Raw genomic sequence first — 20,130 nt, forward strand, 5'->3', positions numbered from 1 at the left:
GCGCTGTGCAGCAGGATACGAACTGCGGTCGAGGCCGCAGACCGCTTGATGGAGATCGATCCCCCCAGCTTTGAACGACGTCGCGCGGGTTGAACTGGGCCGGCGTTTCATTCGTCGCGGCCTTGCGGCACGCTGCCGCAAGAGCCTGCCCTATCGGCATCACAGCGTGAGCAAACATTGGACAGAAGCATTCCAACGTTCACGATGTGCAACGCCGACGCCAGACCGACACAAATCTTCAGTTCAAGGAGCGAGGATAATGCTGCGGCAAACGTGACACGGGGGGTCTTCGCGCGAGCCAGTTATGCGATCTCCCGCTCAGAAATTATACTAAATATTCCGACGTCCTGATGGAACCCTTTCGTTGCGGGCGAGTTGCCTGGCGTTGACCGCCAGGTTGAGAATGGCGACGTCGAGCTGATTGGCGTCGATGAGAACCGGACCGAGCGCTGGATCGAGATGACGCTCGATCCTGATGTCGCGGCCGAGGGTCCGCTCCAGCAGAGCGGTGAGCGATCCAATATGTTGGTTGAGATCGACCTTTTCGGGCTCCAGGGACTGACGCCGGGAGAAGGCGAGCAACTGCTGCGTCAGCGCGCCGCCATTTCGCGTGCGCTTCAGCATCTCCTCGATCAGCGTACCGATTTTCGGATCGGCGGGATTCTCCGCAAGCTGCTTTGTCAACTGCCGGAGGCCGGATTCGAAGACGGCGATCAGATTGTTGAAGTCATGAACGATGCCGGCTGCGATGCGAAGAGAACCGCTCCCGAAAGATCGACGACGAGGACACCGTCGGCCGTGTTCTCGATCAGGAGACGGAAACTGAGCTGGCTGATGCTGGTCAGCTGCGGATCATCGGTCAGGTCGGAAATTTCCGCCGCGCTCCGCGTCATCATTCTGGCCTCCTCACAGGTATGACTATGACGGATCGTTCGTCGCGGAACCGCCGAAGACATCCGGCGCGCCCTCTATCGGCTGGCCGAGATGCATTCCGCCGCCATCGATCGTGAAGCGTCTGATCTGCTTGTCGTGTTCGCTGCCGCGCATCTTCAGCACCATGAGGCCGCGATGCATGAACTGTGCTTTCTGAATGTAGCGCAAAAGGATGATGGAGTCGGTCAGCGTCGAGATGTGCTGTTCGCTCGCCGAATGGCCGCCGACCAGCGACTTGTCCGTCGCGGTGCAAAGTCCAGCGATTTCCCGTTTCTTGACGAAGGATGTGAGGCTGATCAGGAACTCGCGAAAGCCGGTCTCCGGCGCAATGCGTTCGAGCGCGGAAAAGCTGTCGATGGCAAGCCGATCCGGTTTGAATTCCTCGACCAATTGACGGATCATCAGCAGATGGTCGGGAAGGCTTTGCGCCTCCGGACAGAGACACACGACCTTGAGCCCGCCTTCCGCTTCCATCGTCTCGAAATCGACACCCCAACTGCGCGCGTTGCGAATGAGCTGACCGCGGCTTTCTTCGTAGCCAACCAGTAAGGAGCGTTCGCCGGCCGCGACGCCACCGGCCAGGAAATTGGTCACCAGCAGCGTCTTGCCGGTGCCGGTCGCGCCGCTGACCAGCGTAACGCTGTCGCGGAAGAAGCCCCCGCTCGTCATCCTGTCAAGATCGGCATTGCCGCTCGTTACCCGGGAGAGGTAGAGGCGGCTTAAGGCCGGCCTCCTTAGCCTCGAGAGGCGTCAATCTTCTCGGACAGCCAGGTCTTGATAAGGGACTGATAGGGCACGTCGCGCTTGTTCGCCGCGACCTTGATCCGTTCGAGCAGGCTATTGGGCAGCCGCAACGAGATCGAGGTCGACGACGGCTTGAGGTTGGGCAGGCGGACCCGCTCTGCCTTGCTCCAATCGACATGCTCACTGGAGTCGTTGGACTCCCAGAAGGCGCGCTCCTCGGCCTCCGATGCAAAGGTCGGAACCGGCTTAGCTGTCTTGGTCATAGTAGCCTCGCTCCTTGCGGCTCATATCCCGGGCGGAAATCACCCGGATCTTGGTGTCCTTGTCCCGAAGCGTGAAGGTGATGTGCAGCAGCCTTCCATCATCGGTGCGCCCCAGAGCATGAATTCGTTGCTCGATGGCGCTGTGCTTTGCGTCGGGAACGGTCAGCAACGGCTCGTTGAAGAACACCTGTTCCGCCTCGGCCTGGCTGACGTCGTGCTTGTCGATGCTCTTGCGGGCGTTGCCCGCATCCCAGTCGAAGCCGGCAATCCGTTCCCATTCGATCATCAGTGTATATTGCCATAATATACACGGGTTTCAAGCTCCGTCAGGCGTGAGCGCTCCGCCCAGCAGATTTGGACAGCGTGGGGAGAGGAAAATGGGGGGCAAGGAAAACCCGCTCGCTGATCGGTCGGACCGGTGGCGCTGACGCTCAACCGCCAGCCTCGCAATCCCGGCCGCGTCGTCCGGCGCAGGGCTGAAAGCCCCGCTTGGCCTGCCGGGCAGGGAAGCTCACCAGGCAGTTGCACCGGCCCGCCCGCTCCGCGGGCCGGGTGATGTCTTCGGAAAGAAGACGAGAAAGGACCGGTGAAAAGGCCGCGTCCGCAACCCTCCAGGAGCATTCCAATGGAACTGAAATTCGTTGATCCGCGCTCGCTCAAGGACAATCCCGACAAGGCGCGCCGTTCCAAGTCCAGCCCGCAGGCCCCCTGCTGCTGGCGACGATCAAGGCTGTTGGCATCGTGCAGCCGCCCGTCGGGTGCGCTCCGGTCGGGACAATCCCGAATACGACATCAGGCTTCTCATGGCTGATGGCAGGATTAAACACGTCAGAGTATTCGGCCGCGTGATAAAGCACGATACCGGTCGACTGGAATGCGTTGGCGCGGTTCAGGACGTGACACAAAGCCGGCTGTTGGCGCAGGCGCACGACAAACTTAGGTCGGAACTCGCCCACCTCACGAGGATAATGAGCCTCGGCGCAATAACGGGCTCGATCGCGCATGAGGTCAATCAGCCTCATTACCAATGCCAGCACGTGCCTTCGCATGCTGGCGGCCGACCCGCCAAACATCGAGGTCGCGCAAGAAACCGCGCGCCGCACCATCCGCGACGGCAATCGTGCGGCGGACGTGATTGCACGATTGCGCGCGCTTTTCAGCAAACGGTCCCCAACGATCGAACCAATTGATCTGAACGAGGCTGCGCGAGAGGTGATTGCACTGTCGTCCGGCGATCTTCAACGAAACCGGGTGGTGCTGCACACCGAGTTCGCCGACGGGCTTCCGCCGGTCGGCGGTGACCGGGTCCAGCTTCAACAGGTAATCATAAACCTGCTGCGGAACGCTTCCGATGCGATGAGCGGCGTCGATGACCGCCCGAAGCAGCTGGTGATCAGAACCGAATTGGACGATCACGTGCACCTCTCCGTACAGGACGCCGGCGTTGGTTTCGGGCCGGAAGGAACGGCGCGCCTCTTCGAGGCGTTCTATACAACCAAGAGCGAGGGCATGGGGATCGGGTTGTCCGTCAGCCGCACCATCATAGAGAGCCATAACGGACGCCTGTGGGCTGAACGGAACCGTGGCCCGGGTGCTACGTTCTCATTCTCCATCCCGGAGTACTTCGGGGAAGGGCTTCGCGAGGTCGGCACCGTGCGCGCATCGGCTATGGGCAATGCGCAGAGTTCAGCGGGGATTCGATGAAAAGTTGTGCAACCACTCGTGTCTGTCGTCGACGACGATGAATCCGTGCGCGAGTCCCTGCCAGACCTGCTTAGAGCGTTCGGTTTCAACGCGAAGTCGTTCTCCTCGGCGGAAGAGTTCCTAACCTCCGACAATTCGGCAGATAGGCCTCGTTATGCCCGCGGGATCCTGGTCGGCGAGGTCATCGCCGCCGCCGTCGGCAACGATCTGGTGCTGGCGCATTCCCATGATCCGCTCAAGACGGCCTAACCTAAGTCCTGATCCTCACTGGCGGACCGGCGATCTATCTGCTCGGGAGCGCCAACTACATGAAGGCGGTCTATCGTGTGGTGCCGGCATCCCAATGGCGGGCGTTCCTGCCCTGCTGCTCCTGATCCCGTCGCCTACACCGTCGACTTGCTCGCTATGGGCTGGCTGACAGAGCTGGCGCACCCACGCCCGGCAGGCATCGAAGAAACGGTGTCCGGTCCTGTCGGGCGGACCTCATTCGGCAATCGTCGTCGGCAGTAGAGCCAAAGTGTGATCGCGGCCCAAACCGGTGCTCATGACCATGTTTACGCTTGGGCCGTATGTGGCTGTTGTCTTTTGATATGGTATCGATAACATACCTTGCGTGAAGTTGATTCCAACGGGTGGTTCATGAGCGATGCCGGACGCCGCAGAGACCTTGTGCCCGAGTGTCCAGCGTTTTGCTTGGGCACATCGCTGCCGGCTGGTGGAGCGGCATGATGGCCAAGGCAGCCTCATCGAGACCGGGCGAGAGCCACGCCCCGACGATGGTCGACGTGGCGCGGCGGGCAGGTGTGTCCACCATGACGGTTTCACGCGCCCTGAAAGAGGGCAGCCTCGTTTCCAAGGCCACGCGGGAAAAGATCATGGTCGCGGTCAACGACCTCGGCTACGTGCTCGACCAATCGGCCGGCAGCCTGTCCTCGCGCAAGACTGGATTTGTTGCCGCGATGGTTCCATCACTCAACAATTCCAACTTCGCCGATACGGCGCGCGGCATAACGGATGAACTGGAGAGCACGGGACTCCAGCTTCTGCTCGGCTACACCGACTATACGGTCGAGAAGGAGGAAAAGCTGATCGAAGCGATGCTCCGTCGGCGGCCCGAAGGCATCATTCTGACCGGCGGCGCCCATACGGAGCGCGCCCGCCGGCTTCTTAAAAACGCGGGTATCCCTGTAGTCGAAACCTGGGAGTTGCCGGCGAAACCCATCGATCAGGTGGTCGGATTCTCCAACGAAGAGGCGATGGGGCTTCTCGTCAAGACGCTGGCCAGAAAAGGCTACAATAAATTCGGTTACATCGGTGGCACGACCTCGCGCGACACGCGCGGCAGCCAACGGCGCGAAGGCTTTGTCAGAGCCATTGAGGAACTCGGCCTGCCAACTGGGCGCCTCGTTTCCTTTGGCGTGCCGCCGATATCCATCGAGCAGGGAGGCCAGGCCGTCGTCAGCATGCTGGAGCGCTGGCCGGACACGCAAGCCGTACTCTGCGTTTCGGACCTTTCGGCCTTCGGCGCACTGATGGAATGCAAGCGCCGGGGCATGCGGATCCCGCAGGACATCGCCATTGCCGGCTTCGGCGACTACGAGGTAGCCGCCTTTTGCCATCCCGGCATCACCACCGTGAATGTCGACTGCTACGGCATCGGGCAACAGGCCGCCCGCAGATTGATCCAGGTGATCCGAGGCGACGAGAAACGACACGGCGAAGAAATCGTCCTCACAAGCTATCGCGTCGTCGAGCGCGAAAGCACCTGAGTTCCTGCATCGATTCAAACGCAGCGAAGGGCAGCCCAGCAGCGATGTTTCGCGAGACCATCACCCTCACGCATGACGGTGCTTTGAAAGCCGTTGCAGCCGGAGCAGCGCGCGCCGTTACGATGGGCGTGCCGTAATGTCTCGTGGTCGTCGATGCGAGCGGCGAAGTCCTCGCCAGTCTGCGCATGGATGGCGCGCGGTTCCTCAGCATGCGTTCGGCACAGGCGAAGGCGCGCACCGCAGCGTCAATAAACGCCGCTACTGGCGGCATGGCGTTCGAAGCGGCGCTCTCAGCCGGTATCGCATCGCAGGGCGGCGTGACCAATTTGCCCGAGGGCTTGCCGATCCGCTTCGGCGGACGCCTTGCGGGCGGCATCGGCGTCGGGTCGGGAACCGGCGAGCAGGATTTCGATGTGGCACACGCCGCCTTGGCGGCGGTTGGCGCCGACGTGATTTCATGCGATGTGCCGATGCGCCTCCAGCGCAACCGAAGGATCTTCAGAACGCGATCTGAACCTTCATGGATTTGTTCCGGTCACCGGCGATGTCGAAAGCCGCGACCGCCTCGTCGAGAGGATAGATGCCCGTCAGTAGCGGTTTGACATCCACCCGGCGGCGATTGATCAGGTCGACGGCGAGCGCAAACTCCTCGTGGAAACGGAAAGTGCCCCGCATCTCGATCTCTTTCGCGACGATGAGGTTCTGCGGGATTGACAGATCGCCGCCGAGACCGAGCTGCACGAGCACGCCGCGTGGCTTCAGGACATCGAGCCCTGCACGCACCGCGCGTTCATTGCCGGAGGCCTCGAACATCATGTCGAAACTACCCTTGTCGACATTGTAGGCGGCGAGCTCTTCGCTGTTTGTCGCGACATTGATCGTCCGGTCGGCACCGATCTCCAGGGCCTTCGCCAGCACGCCCTCCATGACATCGGTGGCGACGATCTCGCGTGCGCCGTGGGCTCGTGCGGCGAGGATGCAAAGCGCGCCGATCGGCCCGCAGCCGGTGACCAGAACCCGCTTGCCGAGCAGCGAGCCGGCGCGGTTCATGGCATGCAGCGTCACCGCGAAGGGCTCGGCGAAAGCGGCTTCGTTGATGGAGATGTGGTCGGCTATTCTGTGGCACTGCCACGCCTCGGCGATCAGGCGCTGGCGGAAGGCGCCCTGGATGTGCGGCATCGGCATGGCGCTGCCATAGAAGCGCATGTCGAGGCACTGGTTCTGCATGCCTTGCAGGCAGTAGCGACAGGCATTGCAGGCTCGGCTGGGCGAGATCGCCACGCGATCGCCGACCGCAAGTGTGGAGATGCCGTCGCCGAGGGCCCGCACCGTGCCCGCAACCTCATGGCCAAGAATCATGGGTTCACGAAGGCGGATCGCGCCGAAGCCGCCATGGTTGTAATAATGCAGGTCCGAGCCGCAGATGCCGCCAGCCTCGACCGCGATCTCGACCTGTCCGGCGCCAGGGGAGCCCGGATCGGTCTCCTCAATCCGCAGGTCTTTTGCCGCGTGGATGACGATCGACTTCATGATGTGATCCCTTCTCAGACGACCGGTGTGAGCAAGGTCTGTCCGCCGAAGTGGGCCGCGAGATTATCGCGAACGAGCTGACCCATGGCCTTGCGGGTTTCCACCGTGCCGCTGGCGTGGTGCGGTTGCAGCACGACGTTGGTAAGCTTCAGGAAGCGCTCGTCGATGGTTGGCTCGTTCCAGAACACGTCGAGCCCGGCACCCTTGATGGCACTGGATTCCAGGGCCGCGAGCAACGCGGTCTCGTCGATCGTGCTGCCGCGCGAAATATTTATGACGATACCGTCTGCTCCAAGCGCTGCCAGGATCGACGCATTAATCATGTGTTTTGTGCTTTCGCCGCCGGCGAGCGTTACGATCAGAAATTCGCTCTCGCGCGCCAGTTCGACCAGATCGCCGACAAAAGTATAAGGAAGATCGTCGCGCTTGCGGTTGTCGAAATAGGAAATCGTGCAGTCGAATGCAGCGGCGCGCTTCGCCACCGCCGCACCGACGCGGCCCATGCCGACAATGCCCAGCCTTTTTCCACAGACACGCGTGACCAGCCCCATATTGCCCTTGCGCCAGCTTCCATCGCGTACATAGGCGTCGGCCTGCGGGATTTTTCGCGCCACGGCGAGCAGCAGCCCGATCCCGATATCGGCTACGTCCTCGGTTAGAACATCAGGTGTATTGGTGACACGAATGCCGTTCGCACTGGCATAGGCAAGGTCGATGGCGTCGGTGCCGACGCCATAGCAGGAAACGATTTCGAGCTGCGGCAGCTTTCTCATCAGCGCAGCACTTGCGCCAAGCTCGCCGCGCGTAGCTATGGCGCGGATCGCGCCGGCGTGGCTTGAGAGCAACGCGTCCTTGTCCTCGGACTGCCAAAGTTTGTGGACGCGATATTTCGCCTCAAGATCTCCCATGTCCCAATCGGGATAGGGACCTGTCATCAAAATGTCGGTCACGGCGTCGTCTCCTGTGCGAACTCATTTTTCCATTGACTATGTTATCGATAACATTCATGTCAATAGGGACTGGCGGCAGTGCGTTGGAAATCGTGGCCGCTCAGGAAACATTGCTCAGGAGGAGCATTTGGGCAGTTCATTATTCGATTTGACCGGCATGCGGGCGCTGGTCACCGGCTCGGGACAGGGGATCGGCCTGGCGCTGGCCGAGGGGTTGGCGCAGCACGGCGCCGAAATCGTGCTCAACGGACGCAGCGCCGAAAAGGTCAAAACAGCTGCGGATGCACTGACAGCGAAGGGATACAAGGTCCATAGCGCCGTCTTCGACGTCACCAATCATGCAGCGGTGGCGAACGGCGTCGCGGATATCGAGGCGACGATCGGCGCCATCGATATTCTTATCAACAATGCCGGCATGCAGTTCCGAATGCCGCTCGAGGATTTCCCCGCCGACAAATGGGAGGAACTCTTGCGCACCAACATCTCCAGCGTGTTCTTCGTGGGACAAGCGGTGGCGCGGCACATGATCCCGCGGCGGCGCGGCAAGATCATCAATATCGCCTCGGTGCAGAGCGAACTGGCCCGAACGAACATCGCCCCCTATACAGCCACGAAAGGCGCTGTGCGCAACCTGACGCGCGGCATGTGTGCCGATTGGGCGAAGCACGGCTTGCAGATCAATTCCATTGCGCCCGGTTACTTCAAGACGCCGCTCAACCAGGCGCTGGTCGACAATCCCGAGTTTTCAGCCTGGCTGACCAACCGCACACCGGCGGGTCGTTGGGGCGATGTCGGCGAACTGGTCGGCGCGGCGATCTTTCTGGCTGCACCGGCCTCGTCCTTTGTCAATGGACACACGCTCTATGTCGATGGCGGCATCACAACCTGCCTCTGAGTCCTGGTCCATCGTCGTGATGGGTGTCAGCGGCTGCGGCAAGACCAGCATTGGCATCGCGATCGCGGCTCGTCTAGGGCTCGCTTTTGTCGAAGGCGACGCGCTGCACCCCCGCGGGAATGTCGAGAAAATGTCGGCGGGCATACCGCTTGCCGACGAGGATCGTTGGCCTTGGCTGGACCTGTTGGGCTCAGCCTTGCGCCATGCCCATGAGGAAGGACGCGGGCTCGTCGCGAGTTGCTCGGCGCTGAAGAAATCGTATCGCGATCGTCTTCGCGATGGTGCCATTGGGCCCGTGCTTTTCGTATTTTTGGACGGTTCACGTGCGGTGTTGCAAGCCAGGCTCGCCGAGCGCCGCAGCCACTTCTTTCCGCCGGCGCTGCTCGACAGCCAGTTCGCCACACTGGAGCATCCAGGTGACGAGAAGCTGGTGGTCACAGTGGACATCGAGGCGCCTGTCGACACGATTGCCGATAGAGTGTTGCAGGGTCTGGGTACATTTGGGGTCGGCCCTGCCAGATCAAAGAAAGGCACGTTGAAATGACGCAACCAGCAAAAGTCGCCGTTGTCGGCGCCGGCATCATGGGGTCGGCGATCGCCACCCGCCTGATCGAGACCGGGCAAGCCGTGACGGTGTTCGATCTGGACAAGGCCAAGGTCGCCGCGCTGACTGCAAGGGGTGCGGTTGCCGCCGCGTCGGCGGCGGAAGCAACGCGGGCGAGCAGCTTCGTCGTCCTCAGTCTCAACCATGCCGATATCGTGCGTTCGGTGGTGTTTGGCGATGGTGGTGTCGCGGCTGCGGCGTCGTCGGAAAAGCTGCTGATCGACATGTCGTCGATCGATCCCGTCGACACCGCGCAGATGGCCAGGAAGCTGTCAGCCGAGACCGGCATGAAATGGCTCGACTGCCCGCTTTCGGGCGGCGTTCCCGGCGCGCTGGCCGGCAGGCTGACAGTCATGGCGGGTGGCGAGGCTGAAGACTTCGAACAGGCGCGCACGGTGATGCGGCATCTCTGCACCAACTACACACTGATGGGGCCGAGTGGGGCGGGGCAGACGACAAAGCTGATCAACCAGCTGTTCTGCGCCGTACTGTTCCAGGCTGTCGCCGAAGCCGTGAAGCTTGCCGAAGCCGGCGGCGTAGACCCGAAGGCAATCCCCGCGGCACTCAAGGGCGGGCGGGCCGATTCCAGCATCATGCAGGAATTCATGGCAAAATTCGCTGCCCGGGATTTTTCGGCGACCGGCCGCATCGACAACATGCTGAAGGATCTGGATTCGCTGCAGGCCTTCGCGCTGAAAACCAAGACGCCGATGCCGATGACCGGGCAGGTGGTCGAGATCCATCGCCTGCTCTGCGCCGCTGGATTGGGGCCGAACGATTCGGCCGAGATGATGCGTCTGCTCGACGGCAAGACCAGCTGATCCGTTGGCCTTATTCTTTGATGCTTGACGCCTAGAAATGTTATCGATAACATCATTTGGGCGATCTCGGGAGGAACGCATTGTGACCGAGCAAAAACTGATCGAGTTCAAGTCAATTACGAAGGAGTTCGGCGGCACCCGCGCGCTCTCCGACGTGACGCTTGATCTGCACAAGGGCGAGATCCTGGCGCTGCTCGGCGAGAATGGCGCCGGCAAGTCGACGCTGATCAAGACGCTCGCCGGCATCTATCGGCCGGATGGCGGCCAAATCCTGTTTCGCGGCGAGCCCTACCATCATCGCCCGCCGCGGCCGAACCAGCGCCAGCCCGTCGCCTTCATTCACCAGGATCTCGGTCTTATCGAATGGATGACGGTCGGCGAGAATGTCGGCCTGGCCCAAGGCTTTTCGCTGCGCTCCGGGCTCATCGACTGGCGATCGACCGAGGCGAGGGCGCATGAGGCTCTCAAGCTGGTCGGCTGTGACTTCGACCCGACGACACGGGTCCAGGATCTGACCCGTACAGAAAAGTCGCTGGTCGCCATCGCTCGCGCCTTGGCTACCGAGGCCGATGTGCTGGTGCTCGACGAGCCGACCGCCAGCCTTCCCGCCGACGAGGTCGAGCGGCTGTTCGACGCCATCCGTCCGCTCAAGCAGCGCGGCGTCGGCATGATCTATGTCTCGCATCGCCTCGATGAAATTTTCCGCATCGCCGATCGCGTCGCCGTGCTGCGCGACGGCAGGCTGGTCGGCGAGAAGAAAGTCGCCGACACAAAACCGGACGAACTGGTCGAGATGATCGTCGGCCGTCCGGTCAGCCAGGTTTTCAGCAAGGCTCAAACGCAGGCCGGCGAGACGATCTGTGCTGTCCGCGACCTGGTCTGCGCCGGTGCCGGCCCGGTGTCTTTCGACGTGCGCAAGGGTGAGTTGCTCGGCCTGGTCGGCCTGCGCGGCGCCGGGCAGGAACTGGTTGGCCGGGCGCTGTTTGGCTGCCAGGCCTTTTCCGGCACGGTGACGATCCGCGGGGCTGTGCCGGACCTGTCCAGCCCGATCGCGGCGATGTCGTCCGGCATCGGCCTGATCGCGCGTGACAGGACCGAAGAATCAATCGCTGGATCCTTGTCGATCCGTGAGAACAGTTTCCTCAATCCCGGCGCCGGCAAGCGCGGCCTGTTTTCCTTCCTTGCGCCTCACAGGGAGGCTGCGCTGGCGCAGGCGATCGGCAGTTCCGTCGGGCTGCGCCCCAACGATCCGAACCTGCCGATAGAGGCGCTGTCGGGTGGCAACCAGCAAAAGGTGGTCGTCGGGCGCTGGCTCCACACCGGCCGTACATTGCTGATCGCCGAGGATCCGACCGCCGGCGTCGATGTCGGCGCCAAGGCAGAGATTTATCGGCTGATCGGCCGCGCGCTTGAAGCCGGCCTCGCCGTCGTCGTGGTGTCGACTGATTTCGAGGAGATTGCCCACATCTGCCACCGCGCTTTGGTGTTTTCGCGAGGACAGATCGTTCGCGAACTCACCGGCAAAGACCTCACCACATCGGCCGTGATCACCGCGGCATCGGCTTCCGAAGCCGCCTGATCTTTCTGGGAGCGAACTCATGCAATCGATCGAATCCAGCGCCCTCGAACCGACCCGCGGCGAGATGGCTGATTTGTCCATGGGGCAGAAGGTCATCCGGCTGCTGCCGGTCTACGGGCTGGTTATCCTGACGGTGTTGCTGATCCTGTTGTTTTCGATCCTGCTGCCGAACACGTTCCCGACGCTGCTTAACCTGCGCTCGATCATCTCCGACAAGGCGATTATTGCGCTGTTGTCGCTGGCGGCGATGATCCCGATGGCGTCGGGACGCATCGACCTCACCGTCGGCTACGGCATTGTGCTGTGGCACATCCTGGCCATCAGTCTGCAGACCATGTTCGGCATTCCGTGGCCGCTGGCAGTGATGATAGTGCTGGTTCTCGGCGCCGCGACCGGCTTCCTCAACGGCCTGCTGGTCGAAGTCGCCCGCATCGACTCTTTCATCGCCACGCTGGGCACCGGCACCGTGCTCTATTCCTTGGCGCTTTGGCACACTGGCGGCCGGCAGGTTGTCGGCGTGTTGCCCAACGGCTTCTACGCGCTCAACGGCACGATGGTGTTCGGGCTGCCGATCACCGGCCTCTACGTGCTTGGCATCGCCGTCGCACTGTGGATCATTCTCGAATATCTGCCGATCGGCCGCTACGTTTATGCCATCGGCGCCAACCCGAAGGCGGCTGCTCTCAATGGCATTCCGGTGCGCCGCTTCGTCATTGGGGCGTTCATCTCCTCGGGCTTCCTGACGGCGCTGACAGGAGTGTTGCTCGCCTCCAAGCTTCGCATTGGCCAAGCCAGCGTCGGACTGGAGTATCTGCTGCCGGCTCTCGTCGGCGCCTTTCTCGGCTCGACCACGATCAAGCCTGGACGAGTCAACGTCTGGGGCACGATGACGGGCGTCATCATCCTGGCGGTCGGCATTTCCGGTATCCAGCAGTTCGGCGGCTCGTTCTTCGTCGAGCCATTGTTCAACGGCGTCACGCTGCTCGTCGCCATAGGCATAGCCGGCTACGCCCAGCGCAAGCGCGGCGCAGCGCAAAGAAACCGGACCAAGACCGTCGCGCAGCCCTCGAAGTGACAAATCGAGCCAAACCCGTGGATCATGGAATGAACGACTACGAGGTTCTCGACGATCGGTTCGGCAAGCTGATGATCGGGCATGCCAAGCTCGAACGGCTATGGACCGGTAGCCGTTGGGCGGAAGGACCGGTGTACGTCCCGGCCGCAAGGCATTTGCTGTGGTCGGACATCCCGAACGATCGGCTGCTGCGCTACGACGAAAGCGATGGTTCCGTCAGCATCTTCGAGGCCCATTGTAATTACCAGAACGGCCACACACTCGACCGCGAAGGCCGCGTCGTTGCTTGCGAGCATGGCGGGCGCCGTGTCTCCCGGCTCGAGCATGACGGGCGTTGGCAGACGCTTGTCGAAACCGTTGCAGGCAAGCGGTTCAATTCACCCAATGACGTGGTGGTCAAATCCGACGGTACGATCTGGTTCACCGACCCGGTCTACGGCATCCAAAGCCACTACGAGGGCAAGATCGCCAGAGCGGAGATCGGCGGCTCCCATGTCTACCGGTTCGATGAGCTTTCGGGCGAGGTGAGCGCCGTTGTCACCGACATGGTGCAGCCGAACGGCCTGGCTTTTTCGCCCGACGAGACGATCCTCTACGTGTCGGACAGCGGCGCCAGCCATGTGCCCGGCCTGCCGCGCGCGATCAAGGCCTATGACCTTGCCGCCGATGGCCGGTCGGCGCGCGCAGGCGGCATCTTCGCCGAGTGCGGGGCAGGCCTCTTCGATGGTTTTCGCGTCGATCGCGACGGCAACATCTGGGCCTCCAGCGCCGACTCGGTGCGCGTCCATGCGCCGGACGGAACCCTGATCGGCCGTATCCTGGTTCCCGAGCTCGTTTCCAATGTCTGTTTCGGCGGTCCCAAGCGCAACCGCCTCTACATCACTGCGCAGACATCCCTTTACGCCATCTACGTCAACGCACATCCGGCCGGCGTTGGTCCGGTGGCGGGCGACATCAGCCGGTGACATGTCGTCAACTCCAATCGAAAGCCGAGTTTTGAAAGACCATGCAATTTCTTGAAACCAAGGGAGGTACCAACATGCAACGCAGAACATTCCTGAAATCATCCGTCGCCTTGACGGCCATGACAATCGCTGCTCCTGTCCTGTTCGCCGGCCAGGCACGGGCGGACGCCACAGCCGACGCCATGGCGGTCGTCCAGAAATATGCGCAGAAGGTCACGGCCTGGGATGGCCCGACCACCGGTCCGAAGGCGCAGCAAGGCAAGACGATCGTCGTGCTCGCCGGCGACCTCAAGAACGGCGGCATCCTGGGCGTCACCAACGGCGTCGAGGAAGCAGCCAAGGCGATAGGCTGGGAGGTCAAGGTGATTGACGGCGCCGGCTCGATCGGCGGCCGCACCGCTGCCTTCGGCCAAGCCATGGCGTTGAAGCCGAATGGCATCGTCATCAACGGTTTTGACGCGGTCGAGCAGGCGCCGGCGCTGGAACAGGCCAAGGTCGCAGGTATCCCGTTGGTCTCCTGGCATGCCGGACCGGTGATCGGGCCCGACGAGAAAAGCGGCGTGTTCGCCAACGTGTCGACGGATGCCATGCAAGTCTCCACGGCCGCGGCCGACTGGGCCTACGCCGATGCCAAGGGCAAGCCCGGCGTCGTTATCTTCACCGATTCGACCTACGCCATCGCCATCGCCAAAGCCGACAAGATGAAGGCGGAGATCGAGCGGTTGGGCGGCAAGGTGCTCGAATATGTCGACACGCCGATCGCCGAGACTTCGCAGCGCATGCCGCAGCTGACCACTTCGCTGCTGCAGAAATACGGCGATGCCTGGACGCATTCGCTGGCGATCAACGATCTCTATTTCGACTTCATGGGACCCTCACTTGCCGCCGCCGGCAAAGCCGGTACCGACGCGCCGATCAATGTCGCCGCCGGCGATGGTTCGGAATCGGCCTATCAGCGCATTCGCGCCGGTCAGTTCCAGAAGGTGACCGTCGCCGAACCGCTCAACTTGCAGGGCTGGCAATTGGTCGACGAGCTGAACCGCGCCATCGCTGGCGAAAAATGGTCGGGCTATCTGTCGCCGCTGCATGTGGTGACGGCCGACAATGTCGAGTTCGACGGTGGGCCGAATAACGCATTCGACCCCGGCAATGGCTACCGCGACGCATACAAGAAGATCTGGGGCAAGTAGGACGCCCGGCGATGCGGGCGCAATACGCGATGCGCCCGCATCGCATTCGCACGACAAATCCACGAATTGCACCGCGACCTGCCCTTGCCGGCCGGCGGCCATCCCAAGCGCAGAAAATCAGGAAATCCTCGCCATGATCATTCGCTACGCCCTGTTCGAAGGCGAAATCCACCCCGGACGCGAGAGCGAATTCCGGCGCTTTGTCAGGGAAAGGCTAGTGCCGTTGTGGACGCAATTTCCTGGAGCCGAGGAGGTGCGCGTTCTGGATGGCACGGCACGGGATGAGGGCGCCCCCGTCTATGCCATGGCGCTCGCCATCCGTTATCACGACATGGACGCCTGCAACAAGGCGCTGCAGTCCGACGTTCGCTTTCAGAGCCGCGATGCGACTGGAGAGCTGCTCAAGATGTTCACCGGCCGTGTGCATCACCATGTTTTCGAGGCCAACGAGTTTCCAACCGCTCGATAGGATGATCAAAAAAGCGCCACACGACAATCGCCGACGTTAAAGCCCAGACGCCTTGGTGAGGTTGGTCCGCAAGATGGGAGTCTTTGAGCGACCCCGAGGGGAAGGTCGTTCGCGCAGGACGAATTCACGCCGATGACCCTTTCGAGACCTTGCGGAGCCGAATTCTCTTTTTGGAAGTCGACATTAGCCGGAATCAGCATTCGCGCCGGCTTCTCCAAGCCGCCGATCAACGGCATGGAAGCGGCATGGCCCTAGCCTGCTTGGGCGTGGCGAACGTCCATACGGGGCGGTGCTGACGTCGCGACTTTGCGAAGCTGAAAGACTTCCGTCGCTTCGCCGCGCCCGCGCAACCTGTGCTTGCCCGCCGTGATCGTTTCGAACTTTTCGTCGAGCCGCGAAACAGTCTCGCCGGAAATGGCGATGGCGGTCGCGGCATCTGGTGCGAGCAACTTGCCGAGTTCCTGAAGCCGCTGGCTGATGTTCACGGTGTCGCCGACGATTGTGTAGTTCACGCGATCGGATGCGCCGATATTGCCGACGATGACGGAGCCTGTGTGGATGCCGATGCGGACATGAAGCGGAGGCCGGCCTTCGCCAGCCGCTTCCAGATTGTCCTTGTCCAGCTCCTCGCGGATCGCCGCGGCGGCGCGGACGGCCGCGGCGGCATGGCCCTTCAGACGATCCGGCGCGCCGAAGAACGCCAGCATGCCGTCGCCCAGGAACTTGTCGACCGTACCGCCATGTGCATCGACCGCGCCGCACAGGATCTCGAAGTGGTGGTTCAGCAGCCTGGCCGCGGCTGCGGCGTCCATCTGCTCCGACAGCGTGGTGAACCCGACGATGTCGGTAAACATGACGGTGACGACCGCTTCGCGCGGTTCGGCGATGCCGACCTCTCCGGTGCGCACCAGCTTGGCCACCAGCGAGCGCGGAATATAGGTCGAGAATGCACGCAGACCGATCAGCATGGCGTTGAAGGCCGAAGCCTGGTTGTCCAACTCCAGAACCCTGCTGCGCGGCAGCGGAGTCACGCCGTCGAGATCGAAATCGGCAACGCGCATGGCCTGGCCGGCGATCGCCTGGATCGGTCGCGACAGGCGGCTGCCAAGCAGGATCGCGACGATGACCGCCACGGCCATCGCCCCAAGACCGAGCAGGGCCGATCCCAACACGCGCTCGATCTCCTTGCTGATCTGACTGGTCTCGAAATACGCGCCGAGCGTCCAGGGCTCGTTGCCATAGCCTGCGATCTTGCGGGTGATGGCGATGTAGGTGGCGTCGCCGCTCCACTCGGACGCATTGTCCACGCTGCGGTCGATCTCGGCGATTTCTATGTCGCGGGCGCGGCGCGTGTCGAAATCCCGCTCTACCTTCCGCGCGCTATAGGCGGCCAATACCGGATCGCCATACGTGGCCAGCGGCGTAAGCGGCAGGACGCCGTTCTTCAGAGCGTCGGGATCGGCCAGCCTTTGGTCGGCGAGCACGCGGTCTTCGCCGTCGAGAATGAAGGCATGCGTGCCAAATCGCGATGATAGCTCCCGCGTGATATCGGACAGTTTCTGCAATTCGACCGCCGCGATCACCCAGGCCTGCGTCACGCCATCACGTGCCAGCGGCACTGAGACATGCGCGTACAGGCCGAACTCGTTGGCTACGAATGCCCCCCATTGCCTGCCGCCGACCCGTCTGCGTTGTTCGAGGGCGGCGCGGACTTGGGGCGACTTCTCGGGCTTGGCCGGAAAATGCTCGATGGCGCCCGTTGCAACGTTGTTTTCGACTGAGCGCGCGGCGCCACGGCAGACCAGGTCGGGGGTGCAGATCAGCATCGCCTCGACCCCCGAGGCGGTAGCCAGAGCACCGGCAACGGCTGCAGACATCGCCTCGTCGTCGATCTGGAACTCGCCCTGGGCATACAGCTGCGCGATGCCGTCGACCGCGTTCTCGGCGTCCCCCATCTCTGCGCGCAGCGAGTCCTCCATCGCATCGATCAGGAGTGTCGACTGAGCGCCGAGCAAGTCGAACGTGTTGCGAAAATTGGCGCCGACCGACAACGCGAGCACGCCCCCGACCGACAGGAATATGAGGCTGCCAAAACTCAACGCCATGATGACCGCAATAGGGATGCGACGCCGCTTCTTTTCGGGGCGGGCCAGACGCACTGGTTGTGCGGACGTGCTCATGCAACAAGTGTCGCAATGCGCCACCGAATTGCAAGCCCCGTGACGGCTTTAAAGAGGGCGCGCCCCGAATGCACGAGCCTCCTTGCTTCCGTGCCCAGCGCATCACCCGAATGTCCACTTCGGAAGATGTTTCTCAATTTCTGCTCATGGCGCGCCCGTTCCGGTTCAGATCGATCGCAGCAATGTGAGGCTTCCACCCGACCGTTGCTCATCCATGGCAGCCGCAATGAACGGCTATTCACAAAGCGGACCTTTGGTGAGGACAGAAATTGCCGCTTGCCCCGATGCAGCCATGGAAGGAGAGTCCATGTCAGGACGCACATCAGATCAGGATGGTGCAGGGAGGCTCGGCGGACCCCGACACCTCGACTACGACGCCACGGCGGTGCAATTGCGGTGCGACTACGATCCGCGCCACGCACGCCTCCCAAGCGTTGGCTATTGTCATTGCATTTTGGCTGGCGGCAGATCGAGCCATAGCAAATCCGCCTCCAGCTCGCGCCAGTCCTTGCTATGTGCGCGGCTTGATAATTGATGCTAATTCCAACGGAACCATAAACTGCCCCAACATACAATTTCGCTAAAATGCCCCGGAACCTATTGCTGCTCTGCGTCTTGAGTCGCCGTCGGAGGGTGCATGCGTAACGCCACAGACGGGCTTTCTTTCATTGAGTTCCAGTCGCCGACGCTGGTCGAGAATGCGCCCGAGGGCGGCGAATGGCTTCATGAGATCAAGTACGACGGCTACCGCACCGAACTGATCATTGAGGGCGGCAAAGCGAGAGCCTTCACGCGCCGTGGCTACGACTGGTCGCACCGATACCGACGAATTGTTCAAGCGGCGGCGGGCTTGCCGGTGAAGGCGGCGATCATCGACGGGGAGGCTGTCGTTCTCGGCGACACTGGCCTGCCGGACTACCAAGCGTTGGAACGGGAGTTGGGCAACCCAGACTCGCCGAGGCTCATCTTCTGCGCATTCGACCTGCTGCACCTCAACGGGCGCGATCTGCGGCAGCAGCCGCTGGTAAGGCGTAAGGCAGCCCTAGAGAAGCTGCTGAAGAACTCAGCCCCGACATTGACCTACGCCGAACATCTGGAGTTGGGCGGCACGGACGTGTTTGAACATGCCTGCCGCATGGGGTTGGAGGGCATCGTCTCCAAGCGCACCGATGCCACCTACCGCTCAGGGATCCAGACCAGTTGGCTCAAGGTGAAGTGCATCAAGAGCGACACTTTCCCCATCGTGGCATTTGTCGAGAAGCTGGGCGCTCACCCGCGCCGCATCGCATCCCTCTACATCGGTCGCCGCGAGGGCGACCGACTGCTCTATGCCGGGAAGGCCCGCAGCGGCTACACCTTGAGCGTTGCTCAACTGGTTCGAGAGCGGCTCGACCCGCTGATCATCAGCAAGTCGCCTCTGTCAGAGCCCATCGTGAAGCCGAAGGCGACGTGGGTCAGACCAGAGGTGCTGGCCGAGGTACAGTTCAGCGGCGTCACTGATCGCGGCGTGTTGCGCGAGGCAGTATTCAAGGGTCTGCGAGAAGACCTCGTGGCGATCCCGGCCAAGCCTCCGGCGCCATCAAAGCGACGTGGACCAGCCCAGGAATATGGCGTTCCCAGCGAGAACATCCTGCAACTGCTGCCCGACGCGGTCTCGCCCTCCAAGGAAGAGCTTGCGCGCTACTGGCAGAGGGTTGCCGATTACGCACTCGTCCATCTCGGCCACCGACCGCTGAAGCTGGTCCGCCATGCTCTCGGGGCAACCTTCTACCACAAGGGCGCGCTGCCGAAGATCCCCGCAGCAGTGCATCAGATGCGCGTTCAGAAGCGCGAGGGTGGCGAAGGTGTGCGCGTGTGGGTGGACGACCTTGCCGGCTTGCTGGGGCTGGTCAAGATGGATGCGGTAGAGCTGCATCCCTGGAACGCTACTGTTGACGACATCGAACATGCCGACCGGGTTGTTCTGGACCTTGATCCGGGCGAGGGGGTCGAGTGGGATGAAGTGATCGAGACCGCGCTAACGCTCCGCGACATCATGGAAGCGGAAGGTCTGCAGAGCTGGCCGAAGGTGACGGGCGGCAAGGGCATTCACCTGATGGCCCCACTTGAGACGAAGATCACGCACGACAATGCCCGGCTCCTTGCTCGATCGTTCGCCAAGCGCCTCGCTGAAGCTCATCCTGATCGCTATCTGCTCTCCGCTGCGCCGGCAGCCCGAAAGGGCCGCATCTTCATCGACTACCTTCGCAATGGGCGCGGCAACACGGCGGTCGGCGCCTTCTCCCCACGAGCGCGACCCGGCTTCCCAATCGCCCGTCCCGTGACCTGGAGCCAGGTGGAGGCAGCCATCCGTCCGGATGCGTTCAGCATTGACCGTCCGTTTAGGGCGGCTGCTAGAAAAGCAGCGTGAGCAATCTCGCAGCGCATTCTATTAGCAGTGGGCGAAGACGCCCGGCGAT

At 62.2% G+C, this 20,130-nt stretch carries 18 protein-coding genes and 3 pseudogenes; 14 read left to right on the forward strand and 7 right to left on the reverse strand.

The window, feature by feature from the left end:
* Positions 1-375: 375 nt before the first annotated feature.
* A complete protein-coding gene (locus tag NKH67_RS27095) occupies positions 376-918 on the forward strand; it encodes a hypothetical protein (protein WP_352474882.1) in 543 nt (180 codons plus the stop codon).
* Here the strand turns inward: NKH67_RS27095 and NKH67_RS27100 are convergent.
* From NKH67_RS27100 to NKH67_RS27115, 4 genes and pseudogenes are all read right to left on the reverse strand, one after another.
* Positions 919-1,614, reverse strand: a pseudogene (locus NKH67_RS27100) (ATPase domain-containing protein); the annotation flags it as partial. It lies immediately after the preceding gene.
* A gap of 53 nt (positions 1,615-1,667) precedes the next feature.
* Complete coding sequence (locus NKH67_RS27105; RefSeq protein WP_352474883.1) at positions 1,668-1,940, reverse strand: BrnA antitoxin family protein; 273 nt, start codon at positions 1,938-1,940, stop codon at positions 1,668-1,670.
* Positions 1,924-2,226 carry a BrnT family toxin gene (locus NKH67_RS27110; protein WP_352474884.1) on the reverse strand — a complete coding sequence of 101 codons (303 nt, stop codon included), beginning with the start codon at positions 2,224-2,226 and terminating at the stop codon, positions 1,924-1,926. Before NKH67_RS27110 ends, NKH67_RS27105 begins: the two co-directional genes overlap by 17 nt.
* A gap of 370 nt (positions 2,227-2,596) precedes the next feature.
* Positions 2,597-2,962: a hypothetical protein gene (locus NKH67_RS27115; RefSeq protein ID WP_352474899.1), complete on the reverse strand. Its 366-nt coding sequence runs from the start codon at positions 2,960-2,962 to the stop codon at positions 2,597-2,599.
* 25 nt (positions 2,963-2,987) lie between these two features.
* Between NKH67_RS27115 and NKH67_RS27120 the strand changes: the two genes are divergently transcribed.
* The 4 genes and pseudogenes from NKH67_RS27120 to NKH67_RS27135 all read left to right on the forward strand — a co-directional run.
* Positions 2,988-3,644 carry a sensor histidine kinase gene (locus tag NKH67_RS27120; RefSeq protein ID WP_352474885.1) on the forward strand — a complete coding sequence of 219 codons (657 nt, stop codon included), beginning with the start codon at positions 2,988-2,990 and terminating at the stop codon, positions 3,642-3,644.
* A gap of 6 nt (positions 3,645-3,650) precedes the next feature.
* Positions 3,651-3,773, forward strand: a pseudogene (locus NKH67_RS27125) (DNA-binding response regulator); the annotation flags it as partial.
* A 596-nt stretch (positions 3,774-4,369) separates the two neighbouring features.
* Positions 4,370-5,413 carry a LacI family DNA-binding transcriptional regulator gene (locus tag NKH67_RS27130; protein WP_352922012.1) on the forward strand — a complete coding sequence of 348 codons (1,044 nt, stop codon included), beginning with the start codon at positions 4,370-4,372 and terminating at the stop codon, positions 5,411-5,413.
* Between the two features lie 143 nt (positions 5,414-5,556).
* Positions 5,557-5,868: pseudogene (locus NKH67_RS27135) on the forward strand (heme-binding protein); the annotation flags it as partial.
* Between the two features lie 43 nt (positions 5,869-5,911).
* On the opposite strand, the gene NKH67_RS27140 reads toward NKH67_RS27135, so the two are convergent.
* Positions 5,912-6,943, reverse strand: a complete 1,032-nt coding sequence (locus tag NKH67_RS27140; protein WP_353032152.1) for an L-idonate 5-dehydrogenase — start codon at positions 6,941-6,943, stop codon at positions 5,912-5,914.
* Between the two features lie 14 nt (positions 6,944-6,957).
* The gene (locus tag NKH67_RS27145; protein ID WP_353032220.1) at positions 6,958-7,878 is read right to left on the reverse strand and encodes a 2-hydroxyacid dehydrogenase; all 921 of its coding nucleotides are present in this window, start codon (positions 7,876-7,878) and stop codon (positions 6,958-6,960) included.
* Positions 7,879-8,050: 172 nt separating this feature from the next.
* Here NKH67_RS27145 and NKH67_RS27150 point away from each other — a divergent pair, with 172 nt between their 5' ends.
* From NKH67_RS27150 to NKH67_RS27185, 8 genes are all read left to right on the forward strand, one after another.
* Entirely contained in the window at positions 8,051-8,788 is a 738-nt protein-coding gene (locus tag NKH67_RS27150; RefSeq protein WP_353032222.1) for an SDR family oxidoreductase, read from the forward strand.
* Complete coding sequence (locus NKH67_RS27155) at positions 8,757-9,332, forward strand: gluconokinase (RefSeq protein WP_352922009.1); 576 nt, start codon at positions 8,757-8,759, stop codon at positions 9,330-9,332. The genes NKH67_RS27150 and NKH67_RS27155 overlap by 32 nt, the downstream gene beginning before the upstream one ends.
* Entirely contained in the window at positions 9,329-10,213 is an 885-nt protein-coding gene (locus NKH67_RS27160) for an NAD(P)-dependent oxidoreductase (protein ID WP_352927192.1), read from the forward strand. Before NKH67_RS27155 ends, NKH67_RS27160 begins: the two co-directional genes overlap by 4 nt.
* A 37-nt stretch (positions 10,214-10,250) precedes the next feature.
* Positions 10,251-11,792 carry a sugar ABC transporter ATP-binding protein gene (locus tag NKH67_RS27165; protein WP_502893809.1) on the forward strand — a complete coding sequence of 514 codons (1,542 nt, stop codon included), beginning with the start codon at positions 10,251-10,253 and terminating at the stop codon, positions 11,790-11,792.
* Between the two features lie 19 nt (positions 11,793-11,811).
* Complete coding sequence (locus NKH67_RS27170; protein WP_352450612.1) at positions 11,812-12,867, forward strand: ABC transporter permease; 1,056 nt, start codon at positions 11,812-11,814, stop codon at positions 12,865-12,867.
* A 29-nt stretch (positions 12,868-12,896) separates the two neighbouring features.
* Positions 12,897-13,832: an SMP-30/gluconolactonase/LRE family protein gene (locus NKH67_RS27175; RefSeq protein WP_353032156.1), complete on the forward strand. Its 936-nt coding sequence runs from the start codon at positions 12,897-12,899 to the stop codon at positions 13,830-13,832.
* 74 nt (positions 13,833-13,906) lie between these two features.
* Positions 13,907-15,022 (forward strand): ABC transporter substrate-binding protein, encoded by a 1,116-nt coding sequence (locus NKH67_RS27180; protein WP_353032158.1) that lies wholly within the window; start codon positions 13,907-13,909, stop codon positions 15,020-15,022.
* Between the two features lie 133 nt (positions 15,023-15,155).
* Complete coding sequence (locus NKH67_RS27185) at positions 15,156-15,491, forward strand: hypothetical protein (RefSeq protein ID WP_353032160.1); 336 nt, start codon at positions 15,156-15,158, stop codon at positions 15,489-15,491.
* 251 nt (positions 15,492-15,742) lie between these two features.
* Here NKH67_RS27185 and NKH67_RS27190 read toward each other — a convergent pair whose 3' ends face one another.
* Positions 15,743-17,671 carry an adenylate/guanylate cyclase domain-containing protein gene (locus tag NKH67_RS27190; protein ID WP_353032162.1) on the reverse strand — a complete coding sequence of 643 codons (1,929 nt, stop codon included), beginning with the start codon at positions 17,669-17,671 and terminating at the stop codon, positions 15,743-15,745.
* A 637-nt stretch (positions 17,672-18,308) separates the two neighbouring features.
* On the opposite strand from NKH67_RS27190, the gene ligD reads away from it, so the two are divergent.
* Positions 18,309-20,081, forward strand: coding sequence for a DNA ligase D (gene ligD, locus NKH67_RS27195; RefSeq protein ID WP_353032164.1), 1,773 nt, complete (start codon positions 18,309-18,311; stop codon positions 20,079-20,081).
* Positions 20,082-20,130: the final 49 nt, after the last annotated feature.

It is taken from the genome of Mesorhizobium sp. M0968 (assembly GCF_040319065.1).
Classification (GTDB): Bacteria; Pseudomonadota; Alphaproteobacteria; order Rhizobiales; family Rhizobiaceae; genus Mesorhizobium.

What these genes read in the sequence shown, in the direction of transcription:
- NKH67_RS27105 (WP_352474883.1), bottom strand. Translation starts at nt 1,940, where the DNA reads ATGACCAAGACAGCTAAGCCGGTTCCGACCTTTGCATCGGAGGCCGAG.
- NKH67_RS27110 (WP_352474884.1), bottom strand. Translation starts at nt 2,226, where the DNA reads ATGATCGAATGGGAACGGATTGCCGGCTTCGACTGGGATGCGGGCAAC.
- NKH67_RS27115 (WP_352474899.1), bottom strand. Translation starts at nt 2,962, where the DNA reads ATGAGGCTGATTGACCTCATGCGCGATCGAGCCCGTTATTGCGCCGAG.
- NKH67_RS27120 (WP_352474885.1), top strand. Translation starts at nt 2,988, where the DNA reads ATGCTGGCGGCCGACCCGCCAAACATCGAGGTCGCGCAAGAAACCGCG.
- NKH67_RS27130 (WP_352922012.1), top strand. Translation starts at nt 4,370, where the DNA reads ATGATGGCCAAGGCAGCCTCATCGAGACCGGGCGAGAGCCACGCCCCG.
- NKH67_RS27140 (WP_353032152.1), bottom strand. Translation starts at nt 6,943, where the DNA reads ATGAAGTCGATCGTCATCCACGCGGCAAAAGACCTGCGGATTGAGGAG.
- NKH67_RS27145 (WP_353032220.1), bottom strand. Translation starts at nt 7,878, where the DNA reads ATGACAGGTCCCTATCCCGATTGGGACATGGGAGATCTTGAGGCGAAA.
- NKH67_RS27150 (WP_353032222.1), top strand. Translation starts at nt 8,051, where the DNA reads ATGCGGGCGCTGGTCACCGGCTCGGGACAGGGGATCGGCCTGGCGCTG.
- NKH67_RS27155 (WP_352922009.1), top strand. Translation starts at nt 8,757, where the DNA reads ATGTCGATGGCGGCATCACAACCTGCCTCTGAGTCCTGGTCCATCGTC.
- NKH67_RS27160 (WP_352927192.1), top strand. Translation starts at nt 9,329, where the DNA reads ATGACGCAACCAGCAAAAGTCGCCGTTGTCGGCGCCGGCATCATGGGG.
- NKH67_RS27165 (WP_502893809.1), top strand. Translation starts at nt 10,251, where the DNA reads ATGTTATCGATAACATCATTTGGGCGATCTCGGGAGGAACGCATTGTG.
- NKH67_RS27170 (WP_352450612.1), top strand. Translation starts at nt 11,812, where the DNA reads ATGCAATCGATCGAATCCAGCGCCCTCGAACCGACCCGCGGCGAGATG.
- NKH67_RS27175 (WP_353032156.1), top strand. Translation starts at nt 12,897, where the DNA reads ATGAACGACTACGAGGTTCTCGACGATCGGTTCGGCAAGCTGATGATC.
- NKH67_RS27180 (WP_353032158.1), top strand. Translation starts at nt 13,907, where the DNA reads ATGCAACGCAGAACATTCCTGAAATCATCCGTCGCCTTGACGGCCATG.
- NKH67_RS27185 (WP_353032160.1), top strand. Translation starts at nt 15,156, where the DNA reads ATGATCATTCGCTACGCCCTGTTCGAAGGCGAAATCCACCCCGGACGC.
- NKH67_RS27190 (WP_353032162.1), bottom strand. Translation starts at nt 17,671, where the DNA reads ATGAGCACGTCCGCACAACCAGTGCGTCTGGCCCGCCCCGAAAAGAAG.
- ligD (WP_353032164.1), top strand. Translation starts at nt 18,309, where the DNA reads ATGCGTAACGCCACAGACGGGCTTTCTTTCATTGAGTTCCAGTCGCCG.